Source organism: Flagellimonas okinawensis (genome assembly GCF_029194005.1).
Taxonomy (GTDB): Bacteria; Bacteroidota; Bacteroidia; order Flavobacteriales; family Flavobacteriaceae; genus Flagellimonas; species Flagellimonas okinawensis.
Genome location: NZ_JARFVA010000005.1, coordinates 90,528 through 110,524, shown reverse-complemented (window position 1 = coordinate 110,524; position 19,997 = coordinate 90,528). Strand labels below are relative to the sequence as shown.

The 19,997-nt window shown below is 34.7% G+C and carries 17 protein-coding genes; 15 read left to right on the top strand and 2 right to left on the bottom strand.

The window, feature by feature from the left end; translation table 11 throughout:
* Positions 1–210: 210 nt before the first annotated feature.
* Positions 211–1,779, bottom strand: coding sequence for a hypothetical protein (locus PY091_RS14035; RefSeq protein WP_275650288.1), 1,569 nt, complete (start codon positions 1,777–1,779; stop codon positions 211–213).
* Between the two features lie 439 nt (positions 1,780–2,218).
* Between PY091_RS14035 and PY091_RS14030 the strand changes: the two genes are divergently transcribed.
* From PY091_RS14030 to PY091_RS13985, 10 genes are all read left to right on the top strand, one after another.
* Positions 2,219–3,262, top strand: coding sequence for an NAD-dependent epimerase (locus PY091_RS14030; RefSeq protein WP_275650287.1), 1,044 nt, complete (start codon positions 2,219–2,221; stop codon positions 3,260–3,262).
* A gap of 67 nt (positions 3,263–3,329) precedes the next feature.
* Positions 3,330–4,664 (top strand): UDP-glucose dehydrogenase family protein, encoded by a 1,335-nt coding sequence (locus PY091_RS14025; RefSeq protein WP_275650286.1) that lies wholly within the window; start codon positions 3,330–3,332, stop codon positions 4,662–4,664.
* Between the two features lie 171 nt (positions 4,665–4,835).
* Positions 4,836–5,942: a glycosyltransferase family 4 protein gene (locus PY091_RS14020; protein ID WP_275650285.1), complete on the top strand. Its 1,107-nt coding sequence runs from the start codon at positions 4,836–4,838 to the stop codon at positions 5,940–5,942.
* 13 nt (positions 5,943–5,955) lie between these two features.
* On the top strand, positions 5,956–7,299 hold the full coding sequence (gene murJ, locus PY091_RS14015; RefSeq protein WP_275650284.1) for a murein biosynthesis integral membrane protein MurJ: 1,344 nt from the start codon (positions 5,956–5,958) through the stop codon (positions 7,297–7,299).
* 8 nt (positions 7,300–7,307) lie between these two features.
* Entirely contained in the window at positions 7,308–8,405 is a 1,098-nt protein-coding gene (locus tag PY091_RS14010) for an O-antigen ligase family protein (RefSeq protein ID WP_275650283.1), read from the top strand.
* On the top strand, positions 8,402–8,941 hold the full coding sequence (locus PY091_RS14005; protein ID WP_275650282.1) for an acyltransferase: 540 nt from the start codon (positions 8,402–8,404) through the stop codon (positions 8,939–8,941). The genes PY091_RS14010 and PY091_RS14005 overlap by 4 nt, the downstream gene beginning before the upstream one ends.
* Before the next feature lie 15 nt (positions 8,942–8,956).
* On the top strand, positions 8,957–10,048 hold the full coding sequence (locus PY091_RS14000) for a glycosyltransferase (protein WP_275650281.1): 1,092 nt from the start codon (positions 8,957–8,959) through the stop codon (positions 10,046–10,048).
* Positions 10,049–10,081: 33 nt separating this feature from the next.
* Positions 10,082–11,233 (top strand): glycosyltransferase, encoded by a 1,152-nt coding sequence (locus PY091_RS13995; protein WP_275650280.1) that lies wholly within the window; start codon positions 10,082–10,084, stop codon positions 11,231–11,233.
* Between the two features lie 17 nt (positions 11,234–11,250).
* On the top strand, positions 11,251–13,152 hold the full coding sequence (gene asnB, locus PY091_RS13990) for an asparagine synthase (glutamine-hydrolyzing) (protein ID WP_275650279.1): 1,902 nt from the start codon (positions 11,251–11,253) through the stop codon (positions 13,150–13,152).
* 20 nt (positions 13,153–13,172) lie between these two features.
* The gene (locus PY091_RS13985; RefSeq protein ID WP_275650278.1) at positions 13,173–14,306 is read left to right on the top strand and encodes a glycosyltransferase family 4 protein; all 1,134 of its coding nucleotides are present in this window, start codon (positions 13,173–13,175) and stop codon (positions 14,304–14,306) included.
* A gap of 35 nt (positions 14,307–14,341) precedes the next feature.
* On the opposite strand, the gene PY091_RS13980 is transcribed toward PY091_RS13985, so the two are convergent.
* Entirely contained in the window at positions 14,342–14,815 is a 474-nt protein-coding gene (locus PY091_RS13980; RefSeq protein WP_275650277.1) for a GNAT family N-acetyltransferase, read from the bottom strand.
* A 485-nt stretch (positions 14,816–15,300) separates the two neighbouring features.
* Here PY091_RS13980 and PY091_RS13975 point away from each other — a divergent pair, with 485 nt between their 5' ends.
* From PY091_RS13975 to PY091_RS13955, 5 genes are all read left to right on the top strand, one after another.
* Positions 15,301–16,389: a hypothetical protein gene (locus PY091_RS13975; protein WP_275650276.1), complete on the top strand. Its 1,089-nt coding sequence runs from the start codon at positions 15,301–15,303 to the stop codon at positions 16,387–16,389.
* The gene (locus tag PY091_RS13970; protein ID WP_275650275.1) at positions 16,376–17,065 is read left to right on the top strand and encodes a sugar transferase; all 690 of its coding nucleotides are present in this window, start codon (positions 16,376–16,378) and stop codon (positions 17,063–17,065) included. Before PY091_RS13975 ends, PY091_RS13970 begins: the two co-directional genes overlap by 14 nt.
* Before the next feature lie 5 nt (positions 17,066–17,070).
* Entirely contained in the window at positions 17,071–18,138 is a 1,068-nt protein-coding gene (locus tag PY091_RS13965) for a GNAT family N-acetyltransferase (RefSeq protein ID WP_275650274.1), read from the top strand.
* Between the two features lie 223 nt (positions 18,139–18,361).
* Complete coding sequence (locus tag PY091_RS13960) at positions 18,362–19,330, top strand: ATP-grasp domain-containing protein (protein WP_275650273.1); 969 nt, start codon at positions 18,362–18,364, stop codon at positions 19,328–19,330.
* The gene (locus PY091_RS13955) at positions 19,314–19,970 is read left to right on the top strand and encodes an HAD family hydrolase (protein ID WP_275650272.1); all 657 of its coding nucleotides are present in this window, start codon (positions 19,314–19,316) and stop codon (positions 19,968–19,970) included. The genes PY091_RS13960 and PY091_RS13955 overlap by 17 nt, the downstream gene beginning before the upstream one ends.
* Positions 19,971–19,997: the final 27 nt, after the last annotated feature.

The window sequence follows — 19,997 nt, the reverse complement described above, 5'->3', positions numbered from 1 at the left end:
CTCAAGAGTAAAAGTAATAGGAAAATTATGCCATTGAATCTTTTTAAGTTACTATTCGCCAAATACAATAAATAATCGATTAAATGCAAAAAGAGGAGAATTCATCCTAATTAGAATAAAAACAATGCATTTAGAATCAGACAAAAAAAAGAGGCCCTCTTCAAGGGCCTCTTTTAATTTCTTATCGAAAGCTAATGATTTATTCAGATCTTAAAAATCAACAAGATTCAAGAATTCTTCAATGTTTGTGTAACCGTCACCATCCATATCACCAGCGCTATCATCAACGTCAGGGTTAAATCCATTAGCGATTTCCCACTCATCTGGCATACCGTCCAAATCCGTGTCATAAGAACTTGATCTAGAAACTTGATTAATCACCGGTGGGTCGTAAACCCCCATATCAAACCCATAATCACTTCCGGACCCATTGGTATTTCCACCATAAATGACATCGTCAAAATATTGTTGTTGTTTGGAGTCATAAAGAACTGGGGCAGCTCCATTAGCATTCAAGTATTGTCTTGCCCCAGAATTGGTAAGAACATAATCAAATGCAACATTGTTTTGCATAATTTCAGGTCTAAGACCAGATATCTCCACTGGGCTAGACAAACTCCAGCTAGAAACCGGTGGTTGAGAAGTCTTTGCAACATTAGTTCCACTTTCTGCCGCATTAAAAATATCTGTAGCAGTATCAGAAGAACTTTCTACCTTACCTGTCATGAATGACCAATAAGTATTATCGATGTAAACACTAGCGCCATCATCGTCTCTCACCAAATTAATTCTGTTAGCTAAACTAAAATAAGTTGCCGGGCCTGCTTTATAGTAGTTTCCATAAAAATTTGCTTGAGCCGTACAGCTTACCCTTGAAAGTCTAGCTCTGGAATTATAAATAATGTTATTTATACTTTCTCCTTTCACGTTTGCACTAAAATTTGGCACCCTGTGACTGATATGAACAAATAAGTTTCTAATGGCCGAATATTCTCCAAACAAGGTAGTATTACATTCATCACCAGCCATCAGAACACCTGTATCACCTTCTCCAATAATACAGTTTTGCAATGTAGCGCCTCCAGCAACGGTTCTCTCAGAACTATAAAAATTAATCGCCTCATTATCATTGAATACAAAATCACAATGGTCCACAATTACATTGGAAGGACTAACAAACTGTAAAAGTTGTCTTCTTGCACTTGAAGGGTCGTTAGGAGCTATCCTTCTTGAAGGGTCACCATAGAATTTCATGTGTCGCAATACCACTTCGTTTGCCCCACTCCAATAATGACTATAACCGCTAATCATTATTCCATTTGGCGACGTTTGACCTGCTATGTAAACATTGGAATTTCTGCTATTTAGAACGATTCTCCCACTTAATTTAATTTCACCGGAAACATCGAAGACTATAATTCTAGGGTAATCCCTTGTAATTGCCCATCTCCAGGTACCTTCTTGAACATTATTATAATTATCTTCCAGAGAAGTAACATGTATTACTTGACCACCTCTAAATCCTTCAGCGTATGCCCCTGCTCCATAAGCAGTCGGAAAAGCTTTCAATTCAGTTGCAAAGCCTGGATCGGTAACAACATCTCCATTTGAGTCCTGTTCATCTGACACATTTTCTTCTTCAGAATTTTCCTCACTAATGATTTCTTCCTGAATATTGTCCTCAATGGCTTGAGTAAATAAATCTTGATCCTTTTGACAGGATGATAAAAAGACTAACGTAAAAACGTAAACTATTAGATGCAAGTTGGGGTATTTCATGGCAATAACTGATTTCGGGTTTTAAAATTAACTCTTGTCTAAAAAAAAATGGATAAAAAACTGATTTATTCGACAAACTGCACACTTTTTCAAAAATTTGGTATTTCAACTAGTGAATAATCTGACGTTCAGTTTACTATAAAAACAATTACATTACGTATTACATCGAGGAAATAGATGCTTTCGTCGAGTTTATTTAACACATTTTGGGTATAAGATCGACCAATTACCATGTTCTTTAATATTATGTTAACATTTTAATGGAATTCTTGAAAGATCTCACTAGAAAAACTACTATCTCATAACTTTTTAAGTAAGTACTACGTTTAAAATAATGAAACTCACTTTTCAACGAATTATATGGTAATTGGACAAATTATAAACCTTCTGAAATAAAAACTGAATTGAAATTTCCATATTTGCAAGCAATTGATTTACTATGAAAATATTGGTTACAGGAGCTGCGGGTTTCATTGGCTTCTTTACTTCAAAAAGTCTTTTGGAAAAAGGTCATACCGTTGTTGGTTTGGACAACATCAATGACTATTACGATATCAATCTAAAGTATGCGCGTTTGGGAGAGCTAGGTATAGATCGGACAAATGCGGAAAAATTCAATCAAATCTGTTTAAGCGATAAATTTGATGGAAGGTTCTCCTTTATACGATTAGATTTGGATGACCGAGACAACCTCCCAAAATTATTCCTCAAAGAGAAATTTGATGTTGTATGTAATCTTGCAGCGCAAGCAGGGGTTAGATATAGTTTAGAGAATCCTGATGCATATATTGATAGTAACATCGTTGGTTTTCTAAATATTCTGGAGTGTTGTAGGCATAATAAAATAAAGCATCTTGTGTACGCTAGTAGTTCAAGTGTTTATGGGTTGAACAAAAAAATGCCCTTTAACACCACTGACAATGTAGATAACCCGGTAAGTTTGTATGCTGCCACAAAAAAGAGCAATGAACTTATGGCTCACACATATAGTCATTTATACGGTTTCCCTACAACTGGATTGCGTTTCTTCACTGTATATGGCCCATGGGGAAGGCCTGATATGGCAATGTTCTTGTTTACCAAGGCCATTTTAAATGGTGACCCGATAAAAGTTTTTAACCATGGTAAACTGGAGAGGGACTTTACATATATAGATGATATTACTGAAGGAGTAGTGCGAATAATAGAAAAGGATACCTCAGAAAGAGTTGCTAATAATGAACTCTATAAAATATATAATATTGGCAACAATAGTTCTGTAAAACTGTTGGACTTTATTGAAGAAATAGAAAAAAGCTTAGGTATTGAAGCTATAAGAAACAATTTACCTATGCAACCGGGAGATGTTGAAAAAACCTGGGCCAATGTCACAGACTTAATAAAAGATTATGACTACAAACCAAATACGCCAATAGCAGAGGGCGTTGACAAATTTGTTAGCTGGTATAAGGAATTTTACAATATTCCTACATCCACATCATAATTTACACGTATATACGTTTCAATTATAACCTTATTTAAATTAAAATCTTTAAAATAAACTTCTGACCATGAATTTGACAGTAATCGGTACTGGCTATGTAGGCCTTGTTAGTGGAACCTGCTTTGCGGAAATGGGAAATACGGTAACATGTATTGATGTAGATAAAAATAAAATAGAAAACCTAAAGAAAGGTATTATTCCTATATATGAGCCAGGGTTGGAGCCCATGGTCAAAAGAAACATTGAGAACAAAACACTATTGTTCAGTGATGTTCTTAAAGATAACCTGGAAAATTGCGATGTCGCGTTTATCGCAGTAGGAACGCCTATGGGTGAAGATGGATCCGCTGACCTCAAATATGTCCTCCAAGTTGCGAAAGAGATTGGAGAAAACATGACTACTCCCTTAATTGTGGTAGACAAATCAACTGTGCCGGTGGGTACCGCGGACAAGGTAAAGGAAACCATTGCAAGCGAACTTGAAAAACGTGGATTGGAAATTGAATACCATGTTGTATCAAACCCGGAGTTCCTAAAAGAAGGGGATGCAATAAATGATTTCATGAAGCCGGATAGAGTTGTGGTTGGAGCTGATGATGATTCTGCGGCCGATACCATGAGGAGATTATATTCGCCATTTTTTAGAAGCAGTATGGATCGATTAATAACAATGGATGTGAAATCTGCAGAAATGACAAAATACGTTGCCAATGCCATGCTCGCTACTAAAATCTCTTTTATGAATGAGATTGCAAATATTTGCGAACTGGTCGGTGCTGATGTAAACAAAGTAAGAATTGGTATTGGGTCGGACAGCCGAATCGGTTATAGTTTTATTTATCCTGGTAGTGGATATGGTGGTTCCTGTTTTCCGAAAGATGTAAAAGCTCTTAAGAAAACTGCCGAACAGAATGGTTACACTCCCAAACTCATAACAGCTGTTGAAGATGTCAATGACATTCAAAAATTGGTGATTGCCAAAAAAGTGATTTCCAAATATGGTGAGGATTTATCAAATCACACATTTGCTATCTGGGGATTGTCATTTAAACCAGGAACAGACGATATGAGAGAAGCACCTGCAATCTATATCATAAAAGAGTTGGTGAAAAGAGGTGCAAAAATAAATGCATACGACCCGAAAGCAATGGATGAGGCCAAACATTTCTATTTAAAGGATGTGGACGGTATCACTTATTTTAATTCAAAATATGAAACCCTGGCAAAGTCAAATGCAATGATACTCTTAACAGAATGGAAAGAGTTTAGGGCCCCGGACTTTCATGAAATTAAAAAACAGTTGAAGGAGCCCACAATTTTTGATGGAAGAAACCAGTACAATGAAACACTTTTAAATGAATTGGGCATAGAATATCACCAAATAGGTAAGAAACGTCCTTAGAACAGATAATATTTTCTTTTTGGGATATTGAATTTTAATAATTCTGGTGTGATCCTTAATTATTCGATTTTTCCTATATAATTTAAATTCATAATTAAAGGTCTTCCAGGTTTTAATAGATAAAGCTAATCTAAAAGCTTCCAGTATAAATTAGGGCCTCAGGAACATATTATGCAAAACAAAACTAAAATAGCATTTGTTCTTGGCTCACTTACTTCGGGAGGTGCAGAAAGAGTTGTAACAACATTATCCAACTCTTTTGTAGAAAAATATGATGTTACCATCATAACCTTCAAAAAAAGTGAACCTTTTTATAAACTACATGATGCCATAAATGTGGTGTCTTGTATGGAAGATATAAAACCTTCAAAAAACCTATTCAATTCATTATTATTAAATTTCAGCCTTTTAAGAAACCTAATCAAATTATTGAGGGCCAACAATATCGACCTTGTCATTGGTTTTATAACGATGGCAAACGTGTTGACCATACTTTCTGCAAAATTTTTAAAAATTCCATGTATAGTCAGTGAACGAAACAACCCGTACATTGATGCCACACCTGGTTTTTGGAAACTTTGCAGAAAGTATACATATCCCTTAGCCAACAGTCTAGTTGTTCAGACTAAATTGATTAAAGAATTTTATAGTGGACTGGTCGATAATGATAAAATTGCTGTTCTTCCGAATCCTATTTCACCTCTTCTGTCCGATCAAAGGAATTTCGATGCCGATAAAGAAAATATTATTTTAAATGTTGGAAAGTTACATGACCAAAAGAATCAAACCTTATTAATAAAGGCTTTTAACGATATTGAGTATGGGGATTGGAAACTTTATATCATAGGAGAAGGCCAAAATAGATCAATTTTAGAGAATTTAATCTCTGAACTTGGACTACGTGATAATGTTTTTTTGCTTGGAAGAAAAAATAATATTCATGACTACTACAATAAGGCAAAAGTCTTTGCCTTCACCTCTAACTATGAGGGTTTTCCTAATGCTTTAATAGAAGCTATGCATTTTGGGTTACCCTGTGTTTCAACAGATTGCCCAACCGGTCCATCTGAATTAATAACAAATGGGGAAAATGGTTATTTGGTACCGATGGACAATAAGGAAGAGCTTGCCAAGAGACTCCAATTACTCATATCCGATGCTGAAATCCGAACAAACTTCTCTTCTAAATCCTTGAATGCGACAAAGGATTTTAATATATCAACTGTATTGGAAAAATGGGAGAACGTGATTGAATACACCTTGAACAATAAAAAATAATCACCTTTCCAATATGAGCATTAAGTCAATAATTTCAAAGCTTACAGGTCGGTTTAAAATCGCCATTGTCAGAAATATTATCATTGTTGGCTCGGTAACTCTATTTGTAAAAGTTGCAGGATTCTACAAGGAAACTTTAGTGGCTTCCAGTTTTGGCTTATCCGAATTGTTGGATTCGTTTTATTTGGCAATCTTAATCCCTTCTTTCATCCAAGCAGTTTTTATAGGATCTGTTAAGAACATTTTTATTCCTAACTATGTTGCAGAAACCAAAAACAGTGAAAACCCGGATATTGGAGGATTTCAAACCTTGGGTTTTCTGTTGATATTCGGGATTGTATTGATTTTTATTATCCTGACTTTTTTATTTGGGCTCTATTTTCTTGAATATGCATTTCCAAACCATACCGATTCTTTCTATTCTTTGACAAGGACACAATTATTTATAATGACTCCTTGCCTACTCTTTTGGGGTGGCTCATCACTTTTAAGTGCTTTATTGGATATAGATAACAAATTCTTGGCTTCGGCAATCTACCCAGTTTTTATTGCTGTCTGCACGATTATTTTTCTCGTATATTTCAAAGAATCTTTTGGGGAAATGGTCCTAGCACTTGGGACTCTTACGGGTAGTGTGGTTGGTTTCATATTTTTACTTGCAGTTACATTGAAAAGTAAGTTGATTATTTTGAGTAATCCACTGGTAAATGAAAACACCCGTATGATGATCAATCAATTACCCCCTAAGATCACCTCTGGTTTTTTGACGGGTATGAATCAATTTGTTGATCAATTCTTTGCTGCCCAATTAGCCGTTGGATCAATTTCCGCTATTAATTATGGCATCAAAATTCCTTCTTTTATTCTAACATTATCAATGATCGCGACAGGCACCGTATTGCTGCCATATTTCTCAAAAAAAATTACGGAGAATAGATTACAAGCGTTTAAGGACCTATTCAAAATTTTAAAAGTGATATTTGGTTTGGGGCTAGTTGTCACAGCAGTGATATTTATTTTTTCCTCCGATATTATCCGCTTTCTTTTTGAACGAAATGAATTTACTAGTGATGATACTTATACCGTATCTTTAATTCAGCAAATAATATTGGTTTATGTACCGTTCTATCTTTGTGGTAACTTGTTGGGTAAATTTCTTACCAGCATAAATAAAAACCGATTCATGGCCTGGGTCTCTTTATATAATCTAATTGCCAATATTGCTTTTAATATCATATTTATGAAGTTATATGGTGTTTACGGTTTGGCCATTAGTACATCATTAGTAATTACCATAAGTAGTTTTATTTACCTATTTTTCACTTATAAACAATACAAAAGGACTCTTGCCCAATGATGACCCTATTGAGATATATTGTTCTCTATTTGTTTGTAATGAATATATCAAGTGCGGGTTTGATATATGTAGGCGGAGCGATTGGCCCAGTATTGAGTACATTATCTTTTATGCTACTGTTGATCTATTTTTTTTTCGTAAAAAAAGGATCGGTAAATGCTTGGATGATTGTTTTGGGCGTTCTTTATTTTGCCATTGCAGGAGTACAATACTCTGGAACTACAAGTTATTTTTTAAATGTAACAATCAAATACTTTATCATAATCCTAGGAGGTTATGAGGTAGTTAAAAGAACATCTAACAAAGAATTTATTCTGGTTCTTTTAATGGGTGCATTCACCATCTTCCTGCATGCTGCAGTTATTGGTGGCGGTTCGGCGGAATATGGTAGGTTCAGTGGCTTCTATATAAACCCGAATGCAGCTGGATTCATTTGTATATCGGGTTATGCACTCGCATATTCATTGGAAAACAAAAAGGCACGGCTCGTAGCTCAAATTATATTTACGCTAATGGGATTGCTAACACTATCCCGAACCTTTATTGCCCTTTGGGTTATTCTTAATCTGATTTCATTAAAAATCAATATTAAGAACATTCGCATTTTTGTATATGGCTTCGGACTTTTATCGTTATTATTGATTTTTAGTGAATTACTGCCTGTCAAAAACCCAAGAATTGAACAATTAAAAGCACTTACCAGTAGTAATGAAGAAGTAAGTGTAAGTGAAATCAATGAGGATTCACGTACAGACACATGGAGTAAATATTTTAATGATATCGGAGACAACCCATTTTTTGGAAGTGGCTTCACCACATTTACCAAAAAATCCTATTTGAGTGAAAAAGTAGGGATACACAATACCTTTTTATTGGTTTGGGGAGAAGCTGGGTTTCTACCGTTTATTATCATCGTTGTTTTTTACATAAAAATGCTGATTTCAAGTTTTCGGCTTTTTAGTCACGCACCAAATCTTTTAATGCAATCCATAGGACTTTTCTTCTTTTTAATGGCTTCACATGTTTATTTTACACATGCTTTTATTTTATTCATATCCATGTGGATTCAATTTCAAATAGAAAAAAACAAACCTCTTCTGCAATGAAAAAATTGTTACAAAAACTAAAAGCATATTACCACTGGTATACCAAAAGTAATATAGAATATGCAAGGCACCTAGGAGTAGAAATTGGTGAAAATTGTAGAATTTATATCCGGGATTTTGGTTCTGAACCATGGTTGATTAAGATTGGAAAAAAAGTAACCGTGACCCACGGCGTAAGGTTCATCAATCATGATGGATCGACCTGGTTAATTAGTGATGAAAAGGGAAGACGTCAACTCTTTAGAAGGATAGAAATTGGAAACAATGTTTTTATAGGTATGAATTCTATAATACTTCCTGGAATACATATTGGCGACAATGTAATCATAGCAGCTGGAAGTGTTGTAACCAAATCTATACCTTCCGGATATATTGTTGGTGGCAATCCTGCAAAAATTATAATGGATTTTGATTCTTATGAGAAAAAAGTCCTAGAATCTTATGTCAGTAACCAAGAACTTGATTTTTCCAAGGATTATAAAAACAGAGTGCTGGAAATTGTCGATGAATCTTTTAAAGCAGACCTTAAACCTTAAACCAATAATATCCCAATGATCGAAAACCCCAAAAAGAAAGTATGTTTTGTTCTTCCCTCATTGGGAGCTGGTGGTGCTGAAAGAGTAGTTTCCTATGTGGCACAAGAGGTAGATTCCTCAAAGTTTATATCCGAACTGTTGGTTATTGGATTCGAAAAAGATAATCGTTACGAGATTAAAGGCATAAAAGTACACTTCCTTAACGAACCAAGGGTATTGACCTCCATTCCCAAGTTATTCGGATATCTAAGAAAAAATAATCCAGATATCGTATTGAGTGCCATAGGTCATCTAAATACTATAATGGCATTGATTTCTCCATTTTTTAGAAAAACAAAATTTATTGGGCGTGAAGTCAATGTGCTCAGTGTCTTGAAAAATTACTCAACAACTTCAAAAAAAAGATTATTTCCTGTTCCCAACTATATAAAACTAAGTTATCCACTACTGGATAAAATAGTCTGCCAATCCAATGATATGGCAAATGACCTCATAACCAATTATAACATAAGTCCTGAGAAGATATCTGTAATCAACAATCCAATTACCGCTGATTTCAAGCTAAAAGAAATAAGCACCAAACCACACGATTATGTATTCAAGTTGATTACAGTGGGAAGGCTGGCAAAACAGAAGGGTCATCCACGAATTCTAGAAGCTTTGAGCAAGCTAAAAATACCTTTCCATTATACCATAATCGGAGATGGTCCTGAGAAGGGTAACATATTTGAAATAATAGAGAATCTAGATTTATCAGAACATATAACACATGTTCCACATACAAACAAGGTCTCGGAATACCTATGCGAAAATGATGTGTTTATTCAAGGTTCCTATGTGGAAGGGTTTCCTAATGCACTTTTAGAAAGTTGTGCCGTAGGCACTCCTGTTGTGGCTTTTAAAGCTTTGGGAGGAATAGATGAGATCGTAGTTGATGGGGTCAACGGTTATATTGCGGAAGACGTCGAAGATTTCTCTAATAAAATAACTAGGATATTATCTTCGTTAAATCAGTGGGAACCTAGTGTTGTAAGCGATTCTGTTTACAAAAAATACAGCCCAAATGTCATTTTAGCCAAGTATAACGAATTACTTGAATCCATATAAAGATATTTTTAGCATAGAAATCGACCCCATTAAATGAATTCCAAAAAAAAGCTTTCAATTTTCATAAATAATCTAAATCATGGTGGAGCTCAAAAAATTGCCTCTGTCTTGATGAACGAACTTTCCAGTGAATTTGAAATTTTCTTGGTGTTGATTGAGAATAGCATAGTCTATGAGGTGCCTAATTCCGTGAAAATAGAAGTTCTTGGCAAAAAGAATAAAAGTAATTTGTTCGATAAATTCCTTAATGTATTTAGGTACCATTCATTTTGTAAGAAAAACAGCATAGAAGTCTCTCTATCATTGCTTACTCAGCCTAATTATATTTCGGCTTTGACCAAAATTTTTGGGTCAAAAACAAAAGTAGTACTTAGTGAACACACGTATCAGTCCTTGTGGAGGGCAAATGAGAAAGTCTATGCTACCTTAAAAAAGATCATCATCAGTCTGCTCTATAATAAAGCCGATAAGATAATTACAGTTTCCAATAAGATAAGATTGGATTTGATTGAAAACTATGGGGTGAAAAAAGATAAGGTTGTTACGGTATTTAATCCATATCCAATAGAGAAAATCAATTCCCTTTCAAAAGTCAAGATTGAAGAAGAATCAAATAACAGTTTCAACTTTGTAACGGTAGGAACCCTCTATCACGTAAAAAATCAAGAACTGCTTTTACGTTCGTTTGCGAAATTAAAATCAGAAAATATACACCTAAGGATAGTCGGGGATGGTGAGCTTAAAGAACATTTGATCAAATTAAGCAAAGAACTAAATATTCACGATAAAGTCACCTTCGTGGGATTTACAGACAACCCTTTCAAATATTTGGGAACATCAGATGTTTTTGTGTTAAGTTCCAATAACGAAGGGCTCCCCAATGTAATAATTGAAGCGCTGGCATGCGAATGTGCGGTAGTTTCTACGGATTGCATTTCGGGTCCAAGGGAGATTTTAGCCCCTGGCACTTCAATCGACCAGCAATTAAAAGATACAATCGAATTTGCCGATTTCGGTATTTTAGTGCCTATCAAAAATGAAAATCTAATGGCAGAAGCCATGGAAAAAATAATCGAGGACAGTAAGCTTTTAAATAATTATAAAGAGAAATCTTTTGAGCGAGCATTGTTTTTTGACGCTAAAAATTCAGTTCGCGGTTATATTGAAAATCTACAGCCAAATTAAAAACACCTACTCACCATATGTGCGGAATAAATGGAATTATTACAAAAATGGCATCCAATCAAGAGCAAATTGGGACCGTTTTGAGCCAAATGAACAATCTTATTATCCATAGGGGACCAGATGAGGATGGAACCTATACATTTTCCGATACATCTTGTTCTGTTGGAATGGCCATGAGACGTTTGTCCATAATTGACTTGACTTCGGGTAAACAGCCGATTTTTTCGGAAGATGGTCAAATAGTGATCGTATTTAATGGTGAAATATATAATTACCGTGAACTAAAAACTGAGCTGGAAGCAGAAGGGGTAACCTTTAAGACCACAAGTGATACCGAGGTAATATTAAAGCTATATGAAAAGGAAGGGGCTTTATCTTTTGGAAAATTGGATGGGATGTTTGCTTTTAGCATACATGATAGGAATAAAAACAAACTTTTTATTGCCAGGGATTTTTTTGGAGAAAAGCCGCTATACTACACTACATTGGAAAATCGCTTTATTTGGGCTTCAGAGTTAAAATCCATCGTAAACCAATTAGGTGTTAAACCAGAAATTTCCCCAAAAGGCTTAAACCTCTTTTTCAGGCTAACCTACGTGCCTGCACCTCATACCATTTATAATGGTATATATAAACTTGAGGCCAATCATTACATAGAATATGATTTAACCACCCATGAATTTAAAATGGAGCGAGTTAATGATGAACCCGAACCAAAACAACAAAACATAACTTTTGATGATGCTAAAGCTAAAGTGAAGGAAATGGTATATAAAAGTGTGGACAGTCGCTCCGTATCGGATGTTCCCTTGGGAACTTTTCTATCGGGTGGTGTCGACTCATCCATTGTATCACTTTGTCTTTCACAAGCTACTGGTAAAAAAATCGAAACATTTTCCATTGGTTTTAAAAAAACCAGTTTCGACGAAACTGACAAATCACAATTAGTAGCTAAATTAATCAATAGCAATCATCATGAATTTATTATTGACGAGGATGACCTCAAAAACAATATCCATGAAATCCTGATAAATTTTGATGAGCCTTTTTCCGATACAGCTTCCCTCCCAACCTATTTGGTATCTAAAAAAACAAGAGAGTTTGTTACCGTGGCCCTAACCGGTGATGGTGGTGACGAGGTTTTTGGCGGATACAACAAATACTATATTGGAAAAATGAATAACCGATACACCAAATTGGTCCCCAAGGGCATTCATAATTCAATTAGAAAAATAGCAAATTCCGCTCTTGCAACAAAAGACGACAACCGCGGGAAAAGGTTTAAAATAAAGAAACTACTCAACAGTATTGATTACGACGGGCAATTTTACTGGGATATTATTTCTTTGGCAAACACAGGGGATTTACTATCCGAAATTATGCTGCCCGATATTTTTAATCCGGACATTTTTACTGAGTACAAACAAAAACTGGATTTGGAGAAAGCAACCAGTTTAACCGATTTTAGACAAATAGACAAAATAGTAAGCCTTGAGGGAGGAATGTTGCCAAAGGTAGACCGCACAAGTATGTTAAACTCCCTTGAATGTCGCGCACCTTTCTTAAATAGGGAGTTATGGGAGTTTACCAATACGCTGCCTGAAAGCTATTTAATGAAGGGGTGGAATAAAAAGTATATTCTTAAAGAAGCATTTAAAGATCAATTTCCAAATAAATTTTTGGAAAAAAGCAAAAGCGGATTTGGATCTCCGGTCGGAGATTGGCTAAGACAAAGTCTTCGGAAAGAATTGGAAAGTTATATCGAAAAGGACAGATTAAAACTTCAAGCAATTTTTAAAATTGAGGAGATCACAAAATTGGTACAAGATCATTTATCGGGCAAAAAGGACAATACTTTCCGAGTTTGGGCCTTTTACTGCTTTCAAAAATGGTATTGGAACACTTACATGAACATTTAAAACAAAAAACATTCTGCAGCATGACCAAACGTATTTTAATTATTTGTTCATACGACCTTTCCCTTACTCATTTTAGAGGTGACTTTATAAAAGATCTGATTAAAGCAGGGTATACTGTTTTTACGGCCGCGCCTGAAATGACAGAAGAAGTAACCAAAAAATTAAACGAAATCGGAGCTATTCCTTTGGAGTACCAACTTCAAAGAACCGGAATGAACCCTTTCAAGGACTTGAGTTCCATTTTGGAACTAAAAAAGGTAATACAGGAGTACAACATTGACTTGGTCTTCCCATATACCATTAAACCGGTAATATACGGTTCTATGGCCGCCAATATGGCTAAAATACCTACCATTTCATTGATTACAGGTTTAGGTTTCACTTTTAGTGGTATGTCTCAAAGGGCAAGATTATTGCAAAAGGTTACCGAAACATTGTACAAGCTTTCTATTAGAAAGAACAAATTGATTGTTTTTCAAAATACGGATGATTATAAACTCTTTTTGGATAGGAATATAATTTCCAAAGATCAAAAAGTGGATTTTGTAGGGGGATCTGGTGTCAACCTGGATTCTTATCCAACAAGGGTAAACAACAATACCTCTGAAAAAATTATTTTTGTAATGGTTGCTCGGTTAATAAGGGAAAAAGGTATCCATCTATTTGTGGAAGCAGCACAAGTTCTTAAAGAATCCTACCCTCACGCAGAATTCCATGTTATTGGTGCTCCCGATGTATCACCTTCAGCCATTTCTATGGACAGGTTGAACGAATTGCACGAAAAACAAATCATAGTGTATCATGGTAGACAAAACAATGTTGCTGAATTTTTATATAATTCAGATGTTTTTGTTTTGCCCACATTTTACAGAGAAGGAATTCCTAGATCTATTTTGGAAGCGTTGTCTGTTGGTTTACCAGTAATCACAACGGATTCTCCCGGATGTAAGGAGACTGTGGTAAATGAAGAAAACGGTAGATTGATTACACCGAATGATTTTGATTCTTTATTAGTGGCCATGCGAAATTTACTCGAAAACACTTCACAAATTCGTGAAATGGGCATTAAAAGCCGTGAATTAGCTGAGAATAAATTTGACGTTAAAATCATCAATAAGAAATTGATTAGTCTTATTGATGGTGTTTTAAATTGAATATTTTTATCATAAGCTTTGATTTATTCTCCTCTTTAAGATTTGTTATAAACCATTTTTATTTGATTCCCCTCAGAACCTTCAATTTCAAAGCCATTATTGAGATACGACTTAATAGCCGCTTTGTTCTCTTCATTCACATATAGGTAGATTGATGAAAGTGCCAATGTATCCATTCCATATTTAAGAAGTTGCCCGGTTGCCGATGTACCTATGCCCTTTCCCCAATAGTCCGATTCACCTATAAAAATATGGAATTGAGCCTCGGTTTTGGTGATATGCGTCAGCTGTACGTTTCCAACATAGGTATCATTCTTGGCAATACAAATTGCAAATCGTTTTTCATTAGGCCTTTTTATCGCTTCTTTTATCCAGGTCAATTCCATTTCCAATGTTATATTTTGATCTGGACGTGAACCTGTATACTTCCAGATTTCTGGGTTATTCCGCCAAAGTACCGAAGTATATGCATCCTTTTCCTCAAGTGGTCTTATATAAACATCAATCATTTTTACTTAATTATTTACTTTAAACTTGATTCACCGACTATATAAAGTTTTATTTGGTAATATATTGTATTATTTAACTCCTCCCTATAAGTGAATTTAGTTTTTTTGGGTGAAAACAAAGATCCAAATAAAACATAAAGCGCTGTTGTATAATTATTCGGTTTCCAAAAAGTGTAAAAACAGCTTTTAATTCAAAAAAAGTTAAATTTTCTAAAGGATTTAAGTAGTTCACTTTGGTTCCTGACCAGCTTTAAATGAAATATTAAAGACATGGATTAAGTGGTGGGAAGTCTTTGGAGGGATCGATTCTTAGATTTTGGGATTCAAAACCTTTAATTCAGTACTCATAAAATCCCGTTTAATCAAAAAGATAAATTTTAATTATCCTGCTTTTAAAACAATCTTACAACCGATTTTCCAACTTTTCATCCTATTAAATTTTAAAGTTAAAAGCAATCCGTTTTTTTTGTGTAAAACACTAAGTAATGAACAAGGAAATCGTTGGCTACGGCTCATTTTTTCATAAAATCGAAGAAACACAGATTAAAGAGTCGAGCAGCATTACTTTTTTTCAAGACCACAAGCTATTCTACACTGGCAGACATGCCATAAAGTTTATTATTGAAACTATTAATAAAACAAAAGATGTCGAAACTATTTGGCTGCCCAAATATTATTGTCAGCATGTCACCGCTTGGATAAAACATAATTACAATAATGTTGGGTTTTATGATATTGACCCTTTCGAAATAAATGACATTGTTCAGCTAGATCCAAGTCTTTTTCAAAATCCCAATGATATTGTACTGTTAAATAATTTCTGGGGAATTTTTAATTATGACTTACCTAATAATCCAACTAGAGCAATTGTATTGGAAGATCATTCTCATGGTTGGTTGAGCAATAGTTGTATAAATAGTTCTGCCGATATATGTATTACCTCTCTAAGAAAAACCTTGCCTGTTCCTTTGGGAGCAATGGCTTGGATTCCGGAAGGGAGCAGTTTAAAAATAAACTGGGAAGATACCCTCACAAATATTTCGGAAAAAACCACTCAAACATTTATAGTCAATGCCTGGGATTCTATAGATAAAGCAATGGAGCTAAAGTCCAATTGTAGTACCGAAGAAAATAAACAAGAATATCTCGAGTTATATTCTTTTGCGGAAAATTATCTCCATAACCAATATGAGATAATTCCTGTAACAATTGAGCACAGCGAATATATTAACGCTTATCTTACAAAAGACTTTCAATCCTACAAAACTGAAAATCTTAATTATTTACACTCAATAATAAGTACTTTTAAAGACTTGGACATTCTTTGGCAAGATGGAAATACAACATTTGGCCTTAATATCCCATTTGAACGAAGAACAGATTTTGACAGACTTAAATCACACTTGATTGAAAATAAAATATACCCTTCGGAACTATGGCCCGGTAACTCGGTTGATACTAAGTTTAAATACTTAATGAATATCCATGTTGATTTTAGATACAACAAAACCGATTTGGATTATTTGATTGAAACACTTTCACATTTTTTTAGATTTAAAAATGAATTGGTATAAAAATTATTTTAAACGTGCTATTGATTTCATAGCATCTCTATTTGGTTTGTTAATCTTATCTCCTATCGTTCTAATAGTGGCAATACTCTTGGGAATCGATTTTAAGGGGAATCCATTTTTTAAGCAAAACAGACCTGGTAAAAACGAAAGGATATTTGGAATTGTCAAGTTCAAGACCATGAACGATAAAAAAGATGAGCAAGGGAACTTACTGCCCGACAACGAACGGATTACACCTTTAGGTAAGTTTATACGCAAAACATCTCTTGATGAAATTCCACAATTGATCAATGTCTTAAAAGGTGATATGAGTTTAGTAGGGCCACGACCCTTACGAACTTTCTATCTTCCTTATTACAACCAGACCGAAAAGATTAGGCATCACGTAAGACCCGGAATTACGGGTCTTGCTCAAGTTTCGGGGCGAAATTTTTTAACATGGGAAGAAAAATTCGCCTACGATATAACCTATGTCCAGAATCTAAGTTTTCCTTTGGATGTGAAAATTTTATTTAAAACCTTCAAAAAAGCTTTTTTTGATAAAGATGTTGCGGATGACCCCAATGCTTATGTTGAGAATTTTGACATATACCGAACAAAGCAACGTCAACAGAAAAATGAAGAAGAAAACATTGATGCTAAAGAATATATTGAAACCAACACAATCAACCAATAAGTTATATGAAGGCTAAACAACTAAGCGTATTCAAGATAAATACAGAAAGTGAAGTCCATACCTTCAAAAACTTCATAAACACTATTAATCCTGACAACCCCTTTTACAAACCAGAACTCTTTAAAGAGGCCGGACATATGGATGGTGAAATACACTACTTCATCTATTTTGAAGAGGAAGTTCCATTAGTACTCATGTGTTTTTATTTAAGGCCCATTTATATTAATGGAAACCTTTCCGAATATACTGATGTTAGCAGCCCATATGGTTACAGTGGTCCTTTGTTCAAAAAAGATTTAGGTCTTAATACAATCGAGAATTTCTGGGAATTAGTGGACAACTGGTACAAGAGTAATGGTGTGGTGACCGAATTTATTAGGTTCTCTCTCGATGGTAACCATTTAGGTTATACCGGTGCAACTATTTCAACGCTTGATAATGTGATGGGAAGGATTTTAACGGAAGAAGAGCAATGGCAAAGCTTTAAACCCAAAGTCAGGAATAATTACAGAAAAGCACAAAAAGAGGAATTGAAATTTGAAATGTTCTATGGGAATATTCCCGATGAAATCATGGACGATTTCTACAACATTTATATTAGTACCATGAAAAGAAATAAAGCAACCGACTATTATTTCTTCCCTAAATGTTACTTTTCGCAATACCTCGAAAACAATCCAGAAAACGCAACTATCGCAATGGTGTTCAAAAACAATATTCCAATTTCTACAGAGTTTATTCTATTATCAAAGGATACTATATTCTCCTATTTGGGTGGAACTAATTCGGAATATTTTCATACCAGACCCAACGACTTTTTGAAAATAGAAGTAATGGATTGGGGAAGAAAGAATGGTAAGAAATTTTATGTCTTGGGAGGCGGAAGACAAAATGGCGACCCTTTGTATAAGTACAAGAAAAACTTCTTTCCAAAAGAAAACGACATTATATATTATACCGGAAGAAAAGTTTTGCTGCCAGAAGTATACAGAGAAATTGTAGAGAGTATCTCAAAAAACAGTGAAAACCTAGAAAAAATTGAAGAAGGTTACTTTCCTATTTATAGATCTTAGAACTTTAAAAATGAAAGTAAATTTAGAACGGCTACGTCTAAAACAGCATAATATTCGTAATTATATTATAATAGCAAAATGTTTATTATCCATTTTAATTGACCAAGCCAATGATATGGAAAATACTGTACCCTATAATTTTAACATTAGTTAAATTAGTATGTACGGAGCAGACAACCATTACAACACAAAATAAACCAGAACTTACAACTATTCCCCAATAATGAACATTTTAATTACATCTGCAGGAAGACGGGTTTCATTACTCCAAGCATTTCAAAAAGAGTTGAAAAAAATTATACCGGATGGTAAAGTTTACGCCGCTGACGCCAACCCTATCCTATCCGCTGCATGTAGAGTTGCCGATGACTTTTTTATGGTTCCCAGACTTGATGACGAATCCTATGTTTCTACGTTGATTGAAAACTGTAAACAAAGAAACATAAGTCTTGTAGTGCCTACAATAGACCACGAACTAATGTTACTTGCAGAAAATAAAGAGAAGTTCTTGGAAAATGGGATAACGGTATTGGTATCAGAGCCAGAATTTGTTAAAAAATGTAGAAACAAGAAAGTGACCCACGAGTATTTTGAATCTATGGGCGTTTCAGTAGCAAAGGAATTCAAAAAGGATGATTATGAATTGCCCTTATTCATCAAACCTATAGATGGTAGTAGAAGTGTAGACACATTTATCATCAAATCCAAAGAAGAACTTACGAATTACCATTTCGAAAACGACAAGTTGCTCTTTCTTGAATATTTGGATCACCAAGAGCATGATGAATATACTTGTGACCTTTATTATAATAAACAACACGAACTAAAATGCATTGTACCTCGTAAAAGAATCGAAGTACGGGATGGGGAAGTAAATAAAGGTGTTACGTGCAGGAATGAGCTGGTAGACCATTTAAAAGAAAAGTTATCCTTTATGGATGGTGCTGTAGGATGCATTACCGCCCAATTTTTCATGCACAAAGAGTCAAATCAAATTTATGGTATCGAGCTCAATGCTAGATTCGGAGGTGGATACCCGCTCTCCTATTTGGCCGGTGCCAATTTCCCTAAATGGATTCTCGAAGAATATTACCATAAAAAAGAATTAGCAGATCAATTTGATGTTTGGGAGAATAACCTACTCATGTTGAGATATGACAATGAAGTTTTAGTCCATGGATATAAAGGTTGACAAAAATACGGTTGTTGTATTTGACTTGGATGACACCCTTTACAATGAAATCGAGTATTTAAAATCTGCCTATAAATATATAGCCAAACAATTAGATGCAAATAACTGGAAAAGGCTTTATATACAAATGTTCTCGGATTATCGTTCTGGTAAAAATGTATTCGAACTTGTAAGCCTAGAATATAAAACCAAAACAGCAGATTTACTGGATATCTACCGTAACCATGTCCCGGACATATCTCCCTTCCCCGGGGTAGCCGAGCTATTTGAAAAAATAAAAATAAAGGGCGGTAAAATCGCAATAGTTACAGATGGAAGATCTATTACGCAACGAAATAAAATTAAGTCACTGCGAATAGATCACTATGTAGATTACACCGTAATTTCCGAAGAAATAGGCTCTACAAAGCCCAATAAAAGAAACTTCACTGTTGTTGAAGATTATTTTGACCTGTCCAATTACTATTATATAGCTGACAACGCCAATAAGGATTTTGATGCACCAAACGTTTTAGGATGGAAATCCATTCTTGTAGCCGATAATGGCCTAAACATTCATACTTGCGAAAATCTACCTGCAAAGATCAATCAAGTTCACCCAGGTATTATTTTGAATTTAGCTGAACTAACGGTCATCTAAACCTTGATTTTTTATATTACAGGCTTT